Here is a 15096-nt window from a genome sequence, read left to right on the forward strand (position 1 = left end):
AAGCGGTATGGTGGCAATGTAAATCGAAATCATGTTCACTTTGTATCATGCCGCTTTATTAAATGAAAAGGGAATGATGTGTTGTAAGAAACCAAAGCAATCATTTCTTTATATTTCTTATTTTTGCCGTCAGGAATACACAAGGCGTATTAACTATGATGACTAAAATAAAGTTATTGATGCTCATTATATTTCATTTAATCATTTCGGCCAGCGCCCATGCTGCCGGAGGGATCGCATTAGGTGCCACGCGTATTATTTATCCCGCTGATGCTAAACAGACTGCGGTATGGATTAGAAATAGCCATACCAATGAGCGCTTTCTGGTCAATTCGTGGATTGAAAACAGTAGCGGTGTAAAAGAAAAGTCATTCATCATTACACCGCCACTGTTTGTTAGTGAACCCAAAAGCGAAAATACCTTGCGTATTATTTACACCGGTCCACCGCTGGCGGCAGATCGTGAGTCTTTGTTCTGGATGAATGTTAAGACGATCCCTTCGGTAGATAAAAATGCATTGAACGGCAGGAATGTTTTGCAACTGGCGATTTTATCGCGCATGAAGTTATTTCTCCGTCCAATTCAACTACAAGAATTACCCGCAGAAGCGCCGGACACACTCAAGTTTTCGCGATCCGGTAACTATATCAATGTTCATAATCCATCACCTTTTTATGTCACCCTGGTTAACCTGCAAGTGGGCAGCCAAAAGTTGGGGAATGCTATGGCTGCACCCAGAGTTAATTCACAAATTCCCTTACCCTCAGGAGTACAGGGAAAGCTGAAATTTCAGACCGTTAATGATTATGGTTCAGTAACCCCGGTCAGAGAAGTGAACTTAAACTAACCGAATCATCTGACAATATCAGAGCTAATTATGAAAATACCCACTACTACGGATATTCCGCAGAGGTATACCTGGTGTCTGGCCGGAATTTGTTATTCATCTCTTGCCATTTTACCCTCCTTTTTAAGCTATGCGGAAAGTTATTTCAACCCGGCATTTTTATTAGAGAATGGCACATCCGTTGCTGATTTATCGCGCTTTGAGAGAGGTAATCATCAACCTGCGGGTGTGTATCGGGTGGATCTCTGGCGTAATGATGAGTTCATTGGTTCACAGGATATCGTATTTGAATCGACGACAGTAAATACAGGTGATAAATCAGGTGGGTTAATGCCTTGTTTTAACCAGGCACTCCTTGAACGAATTGGCCTTAATAGCAGTGCATTCCCCGAGTTAGCCCAGCAGCAAAATAATAAATGCATTAATTTACTGAAAGCTGTACCTGATGCCACAATTAACTTTGATTTTGCAGCGATGCGCCTGAACATCACTATTCCTCAGATAGCGTTGTTGAGTAGCGCTCACGGTTACATTCCGCCTGAAGAGTGGGATGAAGGTATTCCTGCTTTACTCCTGAATTATAATTTCACCGGTAACAGAGGTAATGGTAACGATAGCTATTTTTTTAGTGAACTCAGTGGGATTAATATTGGCCCGTGGCGTTTACGCAACAATGGTTCCTGGAACTATTTTCGCGGAAATGGATATCATTCAGAACAGTGGAATAATATTGGCACCTGGGTACAGCGCGCCATTATTCCGCTGAAAAGTGAACTGGTAATGGGAGACGGTAATACAGGGAGTGATATTTTCGATGGCGTCGGATTTCGAGGTGTACGGCTTTATTCTTCTGATAATATGTATCCAGATAGCCAGCAAGGGTTTGCCCCAACGGTACGTGGGATTGCCCGTACGGCGGCCCAGCTAACGATTCGGCAAAATGGTTTTATTATCTATCAAAGCTATGTTTCCCCCGGCGCTTTCGAAATTACAGATTTGCACCCGACATCTTCAAATGGCGATCTGGACGTCACCATCGACGAGCGCGATGGTAATCAGCAGAATTACACTATTCCGTATTCAACAGTGCCAATTTTACAACGCGAAGGGCGTTTCAAATTTGACCTGACGGCGGGCGATTTTCGTAGCGGTAATAGTCAGCAATCGTCGCCTTTCTTTTTTCAGGGCACGGCACTCGGCGGTTTACCCCAGGAATTTACTGCCTACGGCGGGACGCAATTATCTGCAAATTACACCGCCTTTTTGTTAGGGCTGGGGCGCAACCTCGGGAACTGGGGCGCAGTGTCGCTGGATGTAACGCATGCGCGCAGTCAGTTAGCCGACGACAGTCGTCATGAGGGGGATTCCATTCGCTTCCTCTATGCGAAATCAATGAACACTTTCGGCACCAATTTTCAGTTAATGGGTTACCGCTATTCGACACAAGGTTTTTATACCCTTGATGATGTTGCGTATCGTCGAATGGAGGGGTACGAATATGATTACGATTATGACGGTGAGCATCGCGATGAACCGATAATCGTGAATTACCACAATTTACGCTTTAGTCGTAAAGACCGTTTGCAGTTAAATATTTCACAATCACTTAATGACTTTGGCTCGCTTTATATTTCTGGTACCCATCAAAAATACTGGAATACTTCGGATTCAGATACCTGGTATCAGGTGGGGTATACCAGCAGCTGGGTTGGCATCAGTTATTCACTCTCATTTTCGTGGAATGAATCTGTAGGGATCCCCGATAACGAACGTATTGTCGGACTTAATGTTTCAGTGCCTTTCAATGTTCTGACCAAACGTCGCTACACCCGGGAAAATGCGCTCGATCGCGCTTATGCCTCCTTTAACGCCAACCGTAACAGCAACGGGCAAAATAGCTGGCTGGCAGGCGTTGGTGGGACCTTACTGGAAGGCCACAACCTGAGTTATCACGTAAGCCAGGGCGATACCTCGAATAATGGGTACACGGGCAGCGCCACGGCAAACTGGCAGGCCGCTTACGGTACGCTGGGGGTCGGGTATAACTACGACCGCGATCAACATGACGTTAACTGGCAGCTGTCTGGCGGTGTGGTCGGGCATGAAAATGGTATAACGCTGAGCCAGCCTTTAGGGGATACCAATGTTTTGATTAAAGCGCCTGGCGCAGGCGGTGTACGCATTGAAAATCAAACTGGAATTTTAACCGACTGGCGCGGCTATGCGGTGATGCCGTATGCCATGGTTTATCGGTATAACCGTATCGCGCTTGATACCAATACGATGGGGAATTCCATCGATGTTGAAAAAAATATTAGCAGCGTTGTGCCTACGCAAGGCGCGTTGGTTCGTGCCAATTTTGATACCCGCATAGGTGTGCGGGCGCTAATTACTGTTACCCAGGGCGGAAAACCGGTGCCGTTTGGATCACTGGTACGGGAAAACAGTACCGGAATAACCAGTATGGTGGGTGATGACGGGCAAGTTTATTTAAGTGGTGCGCCATTGTCTGGTGAATTACTGGTTCAGTGGGGAGACGGCGCGAACTCACGCTGCATTGCGCACTATGTATTGCCGAAGCAAAGCTTACAGCAAGCCGTCACTGTTATTTCGGCAGTTTGCACACATCCTGGCTCATAAAGGAAATTATCAATGAAGATAATCTGCAGGTCATTATTGGCGATGGCATGTTTGTGTCTAGCAAACATATCCTGGGCTACTGTTTGTGCAAATAGTACTGGCGTAGCAGAAGATGAACACTATGATCTCTCAAATGTCTTTAATAGCACCAATAACCAGCCAGGGCAGATTGTTGTTTTACCTGAAAAATCCGGCTGGGTAGGTGTGTCAGCAATTTGTCCACCCGGCACGCTGGTGAATTATACATACCGTAGTTATGTCACCAACTTTGTTGTTCAGGAAACTATCGATAATTATAAATATATGCAATTAAATGATTATCTATTAGGTGCGATGAGTCTGGTTGATAGCGTGATGGATATTCAATTTCCCCCGCAAAATTATATCCGTATGGGAACAGATCCTAACGTTTCGCAAAACCTTCCGTTCGGGGTGATGGATTCTCGTTTGATATTTCGTTTAAAGGTTATTCGTCCTTTTATTAACATGGTGGAGATCCCCAGACAGGTGATGTTTACCGTGTATGTGACATCAACGCCTTACGATCCGTTGGTTACACCTGTTTATACCATTAGTTTTGGTGGCCGGGTTGAAGTACCGCAAAACTGCGAATTAAATGCCGGGCAGATTGTTGAATTTGATTTTGGTGATATCGGCGCATCGTTATTTAGTGCGGCAGGGCCGGGTAATCGACCTGTTGGTGTCATGCCACAAACCAAGAGCATTGCGATCAAATGTACGAATGTTGCTGCGCAGGCTTATTTAACAATGCGTCTGGAAGCCAGTGCCGTTTCTGGTCAGGCGATGGTGTCGGACAATCAGGATTTAGGTTTTATTGTCGCCGATCAGAACGATACGCCGATCACGCCTAACGATCTCAATAGCGTTATTCCTTTCCGTCTGGATGCAGCTGCGGCAGCCAATGTCACACTTCGCGCCTGGCCTATCAGTATTACCGGTCAAAAACCGACCGAAGGGCCGTTTAGCGCGCTGGGGTATTTACGCGTCGATTATCAATGAGGTACGGAGAATGAGAAGAGAACTCTTTAGCTGTTTCTGCGGGCTACTGTGGAGTTCCAGTGGATGGGCAGCTGACCCTTTAGGAACGATTAATATCAATTTGCACGGTAACGTTGTTGATTTCTCCTGTACCGTAAATACAGCGGATGTTGATAAGACGGTAGATTTAGGCAGATGGCCTACGACACAACTACTGACCGCTGGCGATACCACGGCACTCGTCCCTTTTAGCCTGCGGCTGGAGGGATGTCCTCCGGGTTCAGTCGCGATTTTATTTACGGGAACGCCGGCATCCGATACCAACCTGCTGGCCCTGGACGATCCCGCAATGGCACAAACCGTCGCTATCGAATTACGCAAGAGCGATCGCTCCCGGCTTGCGCTGGGCGAGGCGAGCCCGACTGAGGAGGTAGATGCAAATGGCAATGTAACGCTAAACTTTTTTGCCAATTATCGAGCGTTAGCCAGCGGTGTCCAACCAGGTGTGGCGAAAGCGGATGCGATATTTATGATCAATTATAATTAATATTATATTAATTCATATAATTTGGCGTAGTCGATAAGTTCTACAATTGAATGCAAACCGAGTTTGCCATAAATATTAGATTTATGCGCACTAATTGTTTTATTGCTAAGTAATAGTTTGTCGGCAATTTCTTTATTAGATAATCCGCTAACCAGATAGCGTAATATAGTCACTTCACGATTAGATAGCACAGTAGCTGTTGAATTATTGGTGCTGCATTTATTACTTTTTATATAGTTGAGCGTTTCACTGGGAAAAAAAGTGTATCCGGAGAGAATCATCTGAACGGCATGAAAAATATCATTCTGATCATTGCATTTACTGACAAAACCGTTAGCACCCGCTTGTATCGCTCTGCCCGCATAAAAGCATTCTGATTTTGATGATAAAAATAATACCTTCACCGTACTCTGGATTTGTTTGATTCTTTTCAGGAAGGTAAAACCGTCTGTACCGGGCAAGTCTATATCCATAATGATTAAATCAACAGGACGGGTTCGGAGATAATCGATGGTTATGCGGTAATCATCCGTTTTCAGGACAATCTGCAATTCACTGTTTTTTTGCAACAGAACTTCAATGGACATTCTGATGATAGGATGGGCATCCATAATGATCACCGACGTTGGTCTCATAGTTATCAGTCTCATAGGATCGGACAATTTTCCGTTAGGGCGGGAAATTGTACTTTGATACATGAAAATACGGGTTTTCTTGATTCAGACGCGCAGCGGTGTACGTTTGTTTGCCGCTATAGCGAAATAAATCAGAAAATCAGACGCGGTCGTTCACTTGTTCAGCAACCAGATCAAAAGCCATTGACTCAGCAAGGGTTGACCGTATAATTCACGCGATTACACCGCATTGCGGTATCAACGCGCCCTTAGCTCAGTTGGATAGAGCAACGACCTTCTAAGTCGTGGGCCGCAGGTTCGAATCCTGCAGGGCGCGCCATTTCTTCTTCATTTATGCCAGTCTTATCTGTTTCCGCTTTGCCCTTCACCACATCACTTTTTGTCGCTGTTTGGCGAGATAATTCAACGGTGTCAGGCCGTAAAACGCCTTAAAAACAGAGATAAAGTACGACGTGCTGCTATAGCCACATAATTGCGCTACCTGAGTGATATTTTTGTTATCCATCAATAACATCTGTACGGCGTAACGCATACGACACTCTGTGACAATCTGGCTATAGCTGGTATTTTCGTTTTTTAATTTCTTTTTGAGCAGGCTGGGGCTTAAATATAGCGAACTGGCGACAATTCGCAGATTCCAGTAATGCTGAATATCGCTTTGAATAATGCGGCAGACGCTGTCGCGGACGCTGCTGCGTAAGATATACATCAGTAGGGCAATAAACCGCGATTGCTCAAGAAAGTTAGACAATACGGTAAAAAGCAATGCGCGCGTCAACTCCGCTTCGCAGGGTTTGCTGGGTTGCTGCTTGCTGTGGTTGGCGGCTAGCCGGAACACTTCCGGTGTACGGCTATGACAAGCAATAACCGGGGTTGCCAGCCGCGACCAGGGCTTTACACAGGTTAAGTTCTTATTTAAAAACAACAGATAATCGTTGATGATGTTACGGTTGATGTGGGTGATTAATACGTGATTTAACGTTGAGAGTTCAATGACGTTATTGTTGCACGCGAAGGCGGCCAGGTAGTTTTTCGGAAGGGTAAACGTTGCATGGTTATTGACGCTTACCTCTACCTCTTTTTCGGTCAGGATCACCACGCAAGGTTCACTGCTGCTCAATTGCATTTCGCACTCCTCAGATATCAGAAACTCCGCTCAAAGGATCTATGCTTCCTGCATGAGTGATCGGCCCGTTCGCCGATAACGATCTTCTTTCTTTAGCACGCTTTTTAGCAATTAATCTTGATGGAATTCTGACGAGAGCGAAAGAGGTAAGCCAGGTCGTACCCGACTTACCTGGAGGAGATTTAATACTCGAGAATGCCGTGCGCGACGGGCAAATAGCGCAGAGAGAAATAGAGCGTGTCTTTACCACAAGAGGAACGTTTCGCTAACAGCGAGGCGATCTCTGCATCCGGTTTCGGTTTCGCTGTAAAGGTTTTGCCTTTGCCGGCGACAAACAGTTCATAAACAATGCCGCTGGCAGGGGCGGAACTTTGGCAATCGGCGCTGGCCTGTAGATAACGTTCACGCTGTTCAGCGGTAAGTTTATCAACGCCGCTGCCATCCTGAACCCAGACATTAACGCCGGTTGCTTTAACGTGTTCCAGCAGTTGGCGATAGCCATCGGGCGACATATTTCCGGCGAAAAAACTACTGATATAAACCGGTTTTGCTGAAACATCGCTAATCAACCGCTGCGCGTTGTTTAACCATGTCAGCAAAGGCTGACGGGCGGCTTCGCTGCGCCAGTTCAGGTCGTCAATTTCCGCGCTGATGTACCAGCCATCCGGCATTACGCCAGGTGCGGCGCTCCATAATCTGGCTTGCTGGAGATCGGCAGCCAGCAGGCGATTAAGATAGCTTTCCAGCGCCGCGGATGACTGTTTCTGGTGCATAAAAAATTCCGGATCGGCGTTCAGCCCGACAATCAGCTTCAGGCCAGCCTGTTGCGCAGCTGCGGCACGCTTAAACAATAACGCGCGCTGTTCTGGCTGGGTGAATGCATCGCCGTAACGGGTCCATTGCAAAACCAGGGTATCGAAGCCTTGCAAACGTAACTGACTCATCAGCCCCTGCCACTGGGTATCGGTAACCTGACTATCACGGTTTTGTGGTTGCCAGATAATACCTTTCATCGCAAAGGAAAAAGGGCTGACCAAAAGCAGTGTCAGCAATACGAAAATGAACTTACGCATTTACCAGTGCACTCCAATGGTGAGAAACGCGTTGTTGCGCTCTCCGTTACGTTGATTAATCGCCTTAAAGGTATGTTGATACTCGACGCCGAGACTGACTTTGTGCGGCCAGGCGTCGTAGTGCGTCTCGCCGGTCCAGATATTCCAGCGGACCCCGACACCGCCAAGCTGCGCGCCCTGAGTGCCTTTATCCCGATAGCCGTTGTCCTGAACGTGAGCGTAAGGCTCAATAGTCTGTCCGTTCGCCACCTTCTGATGCCAGCTTACGCGATAATCTGCCGTCCACGCCTGAATATCCTGGCGGACATATTGCGCCGCATCGAGGTACAGGTTTTGGGCAAACCAGCCTGAACCGTTCGGGTGCCATTCGTCGCTGTATTTGCCGCCATTAAAGAATGAGGGCTGGCGCGCAGCATGGTATCGGATGCGCCATTTTGCCCGTTCAGCGGCAACTGCTGTTCGACGGCGAGGAAAAAGATCTGATCGCGCAGCGGCTTCCAGCGCAGACCGGTGCCGGACATCGGATTTTTCACCGGCATCATCACCCCGTTTTCTCCGGTATCGGCAAATACACGGCTGTAAACCGAGAGCAGGTCGCCTTCCAGCAGCATATTGCGTCCGATGCGGTACTCGGCTTCCAGTTGCCCGTAGCTACGATAGCTTTTCCCTGGCGCTGCGCCGCCGACATTATTGTTAGCGGTACTCATTGCGCCGGAACGCAAGCCGATAGAAGAATCGAAACTGAACGTCCAGCTACGACCGACCTCCTCATGCAGACGGCGGAAATTGAAGCGTTGCTGATTTTGCTCTGGGGTCAGTGGGGTTATCAGAGCCTGATTATCAATGTCATCAATCACCAGCCGGGCGTAGTGCTGCGTCGCAGGCATATCATCCAGACGCTGGTTCACGTAGGCCAGTTGTCGGATAAGTGCCGGATCGTCCGGTAGCCCTTTATGCGCCTGTTCGAGCATTTCCCGCGACTGTGCGATATCACCGCTATCCCACAAGGCGTAACCAAGCGCTGCCTGGGTGTTGCTATTATTCGGTTCCAGTTCCAGAGCGGCGCGCAAATCACTCACCGCCGCCGGGACATTATGACGTTGGCGATAAATTGTCGCCCGCGCAACGTAAGCGTTGGCAGAAGGCGCAATATTGATTGAGCGCGTGAGATCGTTCAGTGCGAGTTCCGGCTGACCAGGAATGTAACGTTGCGCATGCAGCCACCAGTAGAGGGCATTGTTTCCCAGCCCACGTTGTTCTGCCTGTTGAAGCCAGCGATCGCGAGCCGCACCATTTCCTGCCGCCTGGGCGGTATTGGCAGCAGCAAGCAGATCCTCATTGCTCATGTCGTGAAGACTGATTTTCTGCCAGGCCGCCAGTGCGGTGGCGTAATCCTCAACCTGATACGCCTGATAGGCTACCGCACGATGTTGCCAGGCGTTCGGTTGCCGTTGTTCGGCCTGAAGCCATGCATACAACGCCACACCGGGTAGCGTGTCCCGATAACACTTTGCCAGACGGTTCCAGGCGGCGGCATCGTAGGAAGGCGACATATCGCCCAGCAAGCGAACGATTGCTGGGCAATTATCTGCAATACCCGGCAACTGACTTTGCCACTGACGTTGCTCCGCCAGCGGTAAGGGTTTCGATAAAATCGCCACCTTCGCCGGAGTTGCCAGGTAAGGATGACTTTCCAGCAGAGACGCTAGTCGCGTCATTAAAGTCTGGCTGACGCGCGCATCGCCCTGGAAGGGATAGCGTTGCAGCAACAAATCGGCAGCTTCGCGTGACTGCTCGTTCTGCATCAGTTGCCAGGTCAGTTGATCCAGGCGGGTAAGATTTGTCGGTTCTTGCTGATACAGCAATCGTGCCAGACGCAGAGCTTCAGCCTTGTTATGGGTCGCTACGCTAACGGTATAACGCTCCTCAAGCATTTCATTGGCGGGGAGGGTGGCGAGCAGTTTTTGCGCTGCGTCGTACTGACCTTCTTTTAACAGCACCGGTAGCGTCGCGCCAACAACATACTGGCGGTTATCGGCAAACTGTACCGTATAATTCGCCAACGCCTGAACGGGGTTGGCGCTGTATTTAGATAACAGATAGAGCCAACTTTTCTCTTGTGCGTCCGTGGTAAACAGCGGCTTATTTTCAATGAGATAATGCTGGAGGCGTGCTTTCTCGCCACGATAAGCCAGCGCGGTCGCGTAAGTAATATATGACTGTGGATCGGTGAAGATCCCCTGTGATTGCAGCGCCAGGATCCGATCATCCAGCTGCCCGGCAAGAAGCACGTCAAACCACTGACGGCGTTCTGCCGCGCTTAATGTGTTCTGCTGGCGTGCTTCATTGTATAGCGTATCTGCCTGGGACCATTGTTTCAGGTAGATTGCGCGTTGCAGCAGATCGGTTCGCAGCGTTTTTCCTTCCGGCGATGCAGCAAACGTCGCATCGTTCAGTTGCGCTCTGGCGACAGGTAATTGTGCCAGCCGCAGGGCATTCTGCCCGACTTCACTGCGACAACGCAGGGTCGGCGCAGCGTCGCACGCTTTTTGCTGGGCAAGCAGTTCTTCAACAGTCGTAACGCTTTTCACTTCAACTGGAATAGCCGCCAGACTGCGCTCAAGTCGGGCATCTCCTGGGTGACGTTTCAGTTGATCCTCAAGCAACAGCCGCGCCCGGTCATCATGACCAAAATGGCGATAGGCTTCCGCAAGGTATAAAGTCAGCGGAATATTATCCGGCACCTGCTGGTGTATATATTCAAATTCGCGGATGGCGGTTGCTTCGTCGTTATTTTTCTGTGCCTTCAGCGCCTTATCGAGACGGGGATAAATAACAAAATGGCGATAATCGCTCAGCCCCAGCTCTTCTGCGCTGGTGCCGATATTGTCTGCGAGTGCGCTGGTACTCAATAAAGACGTCAGCAGTAAACCAGACCATCCGATGACGCGATTAAGGTTATTCTCCTTCATTTTCGGACTCCAGTTGCGCAACCTGTTCTGTGTTTAAACCTGCTTTGAGTAATAGTGATTGCATCGAAACTTGTAATTCGCGTTGAATTGTCAGGACGCGATCCAACGTTTCCTGGCTGATAACGCCTTCGGTGACCAAAAACTTGCCGAGCGGCAGAGAACTGCGTTCATGGCGCAATAACAACACGTTAATTGCTGAACGATTAATATGACCGAGCGTGGTCAGTATTTCGGCGAACAGGAACTGATGCGGCACATATTGCCGCCAGATTTCACCGGCCTGCTGTTCCGTGAGCCACTGATGCTGAACCGCATTGTACAACATTGCCCGCGGATCGTGACCGCGTCGGCGTGCATACCAGTGACGTAACCCCGTGACAATTTGTCCCCGCAGAACAATGACGTAACGCACTTTGCGTCCGACTTTACGCGTCAGGGCTGCCAGCGAAACCGGGTCAATACCATCTTCACTGCCGACAATTAACTCATCATTTTCCAGACGCAGCGGCAGTACTGCATAATGCAGCGCCACGGAGGCCGGCATCGCGGCAATCAGCGAAGAAGGGATCTGCCAGGCATCGATAGATTCCCACGCCACGCCGTTTTGCTCTGCCAGCGCCTGTGCCAGTTGCTCGGCGCTAATCAGCCCCTGCATCAGCATTGAACCGCCCAGACGTAGACCTTCGACGCGATTACGCAGTGCTGTATCGAGTTGTTCTTCAGTGATGACCTGATTTTCCAACAGAATTTGACCTAACGGGCGCAACGAGCGGGTATCGCCAGTGACGCTGGGGAAGTCATGCGTTGTTTTATCCCACGCGACACGACGTGGATCGCCGTGTTGAAGTACCTGTTTTAACGCGCGCCAGTTGGCCATGAAGTTAATCAGGTTGCCCCAGAAAAGACGCAGGACAGATAGCAGCCCCTGCGTCAGACCGTAGTAGCCAGTGACAAAAATCACCCGCTGCACGATGCGGTTAACCATCAGGCCAAAGTTTAGCCACAGCAGGGTCATTAACCATGCGCTGCCGCTAAAAATAGAAAGGAAATGCCAGGCATCGGGCCAGAAACTTTCATACGCCAGCAACAGCAAAAGCTGGATCATCACCAGCATCGCGAGGAAGCTGACAAAGTTACTGATTGCCCCTTTGCGGTCGCGCCAGAGAAAGTAGTTCAGCGTCAGGCTGGAGGTCCATTTATGGGTTTTAAAGCCCTGGAAAACAATGCCGATGATCCAGCGAGATTTTTGTCGAACCGCCGTCGAAAAGGTATCGGGGAAATATTCGCGCACGCAGATCATGTTTGACGTCCGCGCGTGCTGTAAAAATTTACGCTGCTCGCGTTCTTTGGCTTCGTCCACCACCGGAAAACGGACAAAAATTTCCGTCATACCTTTTTCTTTCAGGCGGAAGCCAATGTCGTAATCTTCAGTCAGACTCTGCACGTCGAAAGCGATACCGTCACCGTCAGCTAACAGTGCGGTCACGGCGCGGCGGCTGAAACAAGTACCGACGCCTGCGCTGGGCACCTGTCCGGCGAGGGCTTCACGTACCGGAACATCTTTGCCATGCAGTTCTGAAAACTCATCAATGTAAGTCATGCTGGTGAAGTGCGTCCATTCGCGTTCGAATGGGTATACCGGGATCTGAATCAGATCTTTACGCTCGACCAGATAGTTGAACAGACGCAATTCCATCGGTGAAATTACGTCTTCGGCGTCATGCAGAATAAAACCAGCAAAAGCGAAATTGGCGCTACGCTCAAACTGTGTGATGGCGTCCAGCACGTTGTTCAGGCAGTCGGCTTTGCTGGTGGGGCCAGGACGCGCGCAGACTACCTTATGCACGTTTGGGAAGCGAGCGCACACTTCGTCAACATCACGCTGAGTATCGGGGTCGTTGGGGTAGGTGCCAACAAAGATATGATAGTTTTCATAGTCGAGCGTGGTCGCCGCCAGCTCGGCCATATTGCCGATGACGCCCGTTTCATTCCACGCCGGAACCATAATCGCTAACGGTTTTTCATCTGGTTTATACAGTTCGCGGTAACTCATTCGCGGGTAGCGGCGATAAACACTCAACTTGCGTTTAATGCGGCGTACCCAGTAGACGACATCAATAAAAAAATCGTCCAGCCCGCTGATGAACATGATGACCGCTAACGTTATCGCGATTACTTTTAAGCCATATAGCCAGGTTGCAAAAACATCAAGAAGCCAGTCCACACAAAAACCTTACATTAACGCTGGTTATGTTTAGGGTGGCGTATATTAAAGTTTTTTATGAATTGTGACAGCTTTTTATCATTAATAGGTAGGATTATTGCGGCACGTTATTTTTACACTGGTTATAAAAGTTGCCGATTGTGTAGAATGTAGACAAAAGCGCGGAGGTGAAGGTCATGGTGAGGAGGATAGGCGGCAACCGATCAGGTCATCATGTTGTGGAAGTGCCTGGAGGAGGTGAGCAGGGGAGAACATTTTCCCCGTGCTGAACAAAAAGACGGCGTTGCTGTGGGTACAGGAAGGCTAACTTCATTTCTCTTTAGATTAATTAAGTTTAATATTCAACCGGGAAATAATGAACGTTAAAATAACAAATGCTTTATAAATAAGCAACTTTGCTTGTGTTTTTGTCATGATGGTGATCTTTTATGCAAGGGGGAATTATTGGAATTCAAATGTTTTATATTCCTCTGTAATCATCTTTAAACTTAACATAGCCATGTCTCGGGTATCTTCATCATCAGATTGTAGAGAAATATTTAATCCTTTAATTAAGGTGTTATCGGGAAAAGCCATTGCTAATAATGTACACCAATATCGGACACTTTTTATTGTCAGAGGATTTTCCAGTATGTTGGCTATATTTGAAGCTACAATGTTTTTATCACACTTGTACAAAAAATCTTCGACCAACTGATATACTCCTAAGCCATCACCTTCCCCAAAGGATTGTAAAAATAACGGTATGGCCTCTTCAGCAGGATTTGCACAAAAATAAAGTCTTACGTCGTCATATTTATCGATAAGTTCCTGAGTGATGTCATAATCATTAGGCATAGGTTGATTTAGAGCAAGGAATGCTAATGCTTCTTTTTTAGTCATATTCATCGTGGTTAATATAGTTTGCTGAAAGAATTAAGGTGAAAATGGTTCATAGACAGAATTGAATAGGAAGTCTTGTTTCCATATAACTTTATCATAAAAAAGAGATTTGGCTTGATGCGTATAGAAAATATGAGGGTAAATAGTTTTCCCACCATAAATTATATTCCTTCCCGTTACACCGGAGAATTCATTGGTTTTAATCTGTCGTTTAAGCCAGTTAATGGCTTTGCATAAACATATTAATTTATCCTCAGAATCAGTAGTGTTAATTTCAGTAAGTTGTAACATCTTTACCCCGGTATGCTCAACTAAATGCCCCGGTTTTATTTCAATCCAACCACAACAACGATCAATGCTACTAAACTTTATTTTTCTATTATTAGATTTAATGCTGGGCATAAGATAAATTCGATATGCTACAACAGGGATTTTTTTCTGTTAAAATATTTAGTTGTTGAGAGTATTCATCTTGTAGCGCAAACCAAATCGAATGTAATTGATACTTTGAGGCTATAATAGCGAGCCAATCAGACAGCTCTTCATTCGTGCAAAAAACATTTATCCTTGCAGTTGCCATTCGTAATCCTTTGTATATGAGAATTTTATCCGTATCTTATGTCTTAATCCTGCCCTAATACTTTATTATTCATAAAATTAATTTCGCTGCATTCCACGACAATCGCCAGCGTGAGGGGAAATTACTTGATTATAAATTATTACTTATAATTTCTCCATTTCCTGCCAACTCTAAAAAAACATCGAATGAAATTGCTATTTGTTTTACTTCAGCTATATCCAGGTCACCAAAATTTACGGAAGATATTCTGGTGTGTTCTGGATTACGATAATCCAGTAAAAAACATATCGGCCCACCATCAGAACCAAAAGCCATGAACTGTTCACCTAGATAATGATTGATTAAATAACCATCATTTAATTCCTTGATTTCGTCTAATGGCCACAAGGAAATGTAAATATTGTGAAATTTACCTGCTCCACCGTTAGACCACAGAAAAAACTCTTTCATATCTTCTGGAAAACGATGCGTGAAATTGGACTCTAACAACATCATATCTTTTTCTGACAAAGAATCATATTTTGTCCAAAATGGTTTTATCTGTTCTATGATTTTTTCCACTTTATAGTA

11 protein-coding genes, 1 tRNA gene and 1 pseudogene are annotated in these 15096 nt (G+C 47.3%); 5 read left to right on the forward strand and 8 right to left on the reverse strand.

Going from position 1 to position 15096, the window contains the following annotated elements; all coding sequences use genetic code 11:
• Window positions 1-155 precede the first annotated feature (155 nt).
• The 4 genes from fimC to sfmF are packed head-to-tail and all read left to right on the forward strand — an operon-like array spanning window position 156 to window position 5034.
• Window positions 156-848: a type 1 fimbria chaperone FimC gene (gene fimC, locus ATB02_RS17760; RefSeq protein ID WP_039021581.1), complete on the forward strand. Its 693-nt coding sequence runs from the start codon at window positions 156-158 to the stop codon at window positions 846-848.
• A 30-nt stretch (window positions 849-878) separates the two neighbouring features.
• A complete protein-coding gene (locus tag ATB02_RS17765; RefSeq protein ID WP_105271996.1) occupies window positions 879-3488 on the forward strand; it encodes a fimbrial biogenesis usher protein in 2610 nt (869 codons plus the stop codon).
• A 12-nt stretch (window positions 3489-3500) separates the two neighbouring features.
• Window positions 3501-4508 (forward strand): type 1 fimbria D-mannose specific adhesin FimH, encoded by a 1008-nt coding sequence (gene fimH, locus ATB02_RS17770; protein WP_105271997.1) that lies wholly within the window; start codon window positions 3501-3503, stop codon window positions 4506-4508.
• Between the two features lie 10 nt (window positions 4509-4518).
• Window positions 4519-5034 carry a fimbria assembly protein gene (gene sfmF, locus ATB02_RS17775; protein ID WP_105271998.1) on the forward strand — a complete coding sequence of 172 codons (516 nt, stop codon included), beginning with the start codon at window positions 4519-4521 and terminating at the stop codon, window positions 5032-5034.
• A 2-nt stretch (window positions 5035-5036) separates the two neighbouring features.
• Here sfmF and fimZ read toward each other — a convergent pair whose 3' ends face one another.
• Complete coding sequence (gene fimZ / locus ATB02_RS17780; RefSeq protein WP_105272010.1) at window positions 5037-5669, reverse strand: fimbria biosynthesis transcriptional regulator FimZ; 633 nt, start codon at window positions 5667-5669, stop codon at window positions 5037-5039.
• Between the two features lie 242 nt (window positions 5670-5911).
• On the opposite strand from fimZ, the gene ATB02_RS17785 reads away from it, so the two are divergent.
• Window positions 5912-5988, forward strand: a tRNA-Arg gene (locus ATB02_RS17785).
• A 45-nt stretch (window positions 5989-6033) separates the two neighbouring features.
• On the opposite strand, the gene envY is transcribed toward ATB02_RS17785, so the two are convergent.
• The 7 genes and pseudogenes from envY to ATB02_RS17835 all read right to left on the reverse strand — a co-directional run bounded on the left by envY (window position 6034) and on the right by ATB02_RS17835 (window position 15087).
• A complete protein-coding gene (gene envY, locus ATB02_RS17795; protein WP_105271999.1) occupies window positions 6034-6795 on the reverse strand; it encodes a DNA-binding transcriptional regulator EnvY in 762 nt (253 codons plus the stop codon).
• 182 nt (window positions 6796-6977) lie between these two features.
• Window positions 6978-7868: a DUF4434 family protein gene (locus ATB02_RS17805; protein ID WP_105272001.1), complete on the reverse strand. Its 891-nt coding sequence runs from the start codon at window positions 7866-7868 to the stop codon at window positions 6978-6980.
• Window positions 7869-10840, reverse strand: a pseudogene (nfrA, locus tag ATB02_RS17810) (bacteriophage adsorption protein NfrA).
• A complete protein-coding gene (nfrB, locus tag ATB02_RS17815) occupies window positions 10827-13064 on the reverse strand; it encodes a cyclic di-3',5'-guanylate-activated glycosyltransferase NfrB (RefSeq protein WP_000383913.1) in 2238 nt (745 codons plus the stop codon). The pseudogene nfrA and the gene nfrB overlap by 14 nt, the downstream one beginning before the upstream one ends.
• A 441-nt stretch (window positions 13065-13505) precedes the next feature.
• Window positions 13506-13946: a hypothetical protein gene (locus ATB02_RS17820; RefSeq protein WP_236474925.1), complete on the reverse strand. Its 441-nt coding sequence runs from the start codon at window positions 13944-13946 to the stop codon at window positions 13506-13508.
• Between the two features lie 33 nt (window positions 13947-13979).
• The gene (locus ATB02_RS17825; RefSeq protein ID WP_236474927.1) at window positions 13980-14348 is read right to left on the reverse strand and encodes a hypothetical protein; all 369 of its coding nucleotides are present in this window, start codon (window positions 14346-14348) and stop codon (window positions 13980-13982) included.
• A 307-nt stretch (window positions 14349-14655) separates the two neighbouring features.
• Window positions 14656-15087 carry an SMI1/KNR4 family protein gene (locus ATB02_RS17835; protein ID WP_237710163.1) on the reverse strand — a complete coding sequence of 144 codons (432 nt, stop codon included), beginning with the start codon at window positions 15085-15087 and terminating at the stop codon, window positions 14656-14658.
• Window positions 15088-15096: the final 9 nt, after the last annotated feature.

This window comes from Escherichia sp. MOD1-EC5189 (assembly GCF_002966045.1).
In the GTDB taxonomy this organism is placed as follows: domain Bacteria; phylum Pseudomonadota; class Gammaproteobacteria; order Enterobacterales; family Enterobacteriaceae; genus Escherichia; species Escherichia coli_F.

Excerpts from the sequence above, each read along its gene's own strand:
- fimC (WP_039021581.1), top strand. The coding sequence starts at position 156 with ATGATGACTAAAATAAAGTTATTGATGCTCATTATATTTCATTTAATC.
- ATB02_RS17765 (WP_105271996.1), top strand. The coding sequence starts at position 879 with ATGAAAATACCCACTACTACGGATATTCCGCAGAGGTATACCTGGTGT.
- fimH (WP_105271997.1), top strand. The coding sequence starts at position 3,501 with ATGAAGATAATCTGCAGGTCATTATTGGCGATGGCATGTTTGTGTCTA.
- sfmF (WP_105271998.1), top strand. The coding sequence starts at position 4,519 with ATGAGAAGAGAACTCTTTAGCTGTTTCTGCGGGCTACTGTGGAGTTCC.
- fimZ (WP_105272010.1), bottom strand. The coding sequence starts at position 5,669 with ATGAGACCAACGTCGGTGATCATTATGGATGCCCATCCTATCATCAGA.
- envY (WP_105271999.1), bottom strand. The coding sequence starts at position 6,795 with ATGCAATTGAGCAGCAGTGAACCTTGCGTGGTGATCCTGACCGAAAAA.
- ATB02_RS17805 (WP_105272001.1), bottom strand. The coding sequence starts at position 7,868 with ATGCGTAAGTTCATTTTCGTATTGCTGACACTGCTTTTGGTCAGCCCT.
- ATB02_RS17820 (WP_236474925.1), bottom strand. The coding sequence starts at position 13,946 with ATGACTAAAAAAGAAGCATTAGCATTCCTTGCTCTAAATCAACCTATG.
- ATB02_RS17825 (WP_236474927.1), bottom strand. The coding sequence starts at position 14,348 with ATGCCCAGCATTAAATCTAATAATAGAAAAATAAAGTTTAGTAGCATT.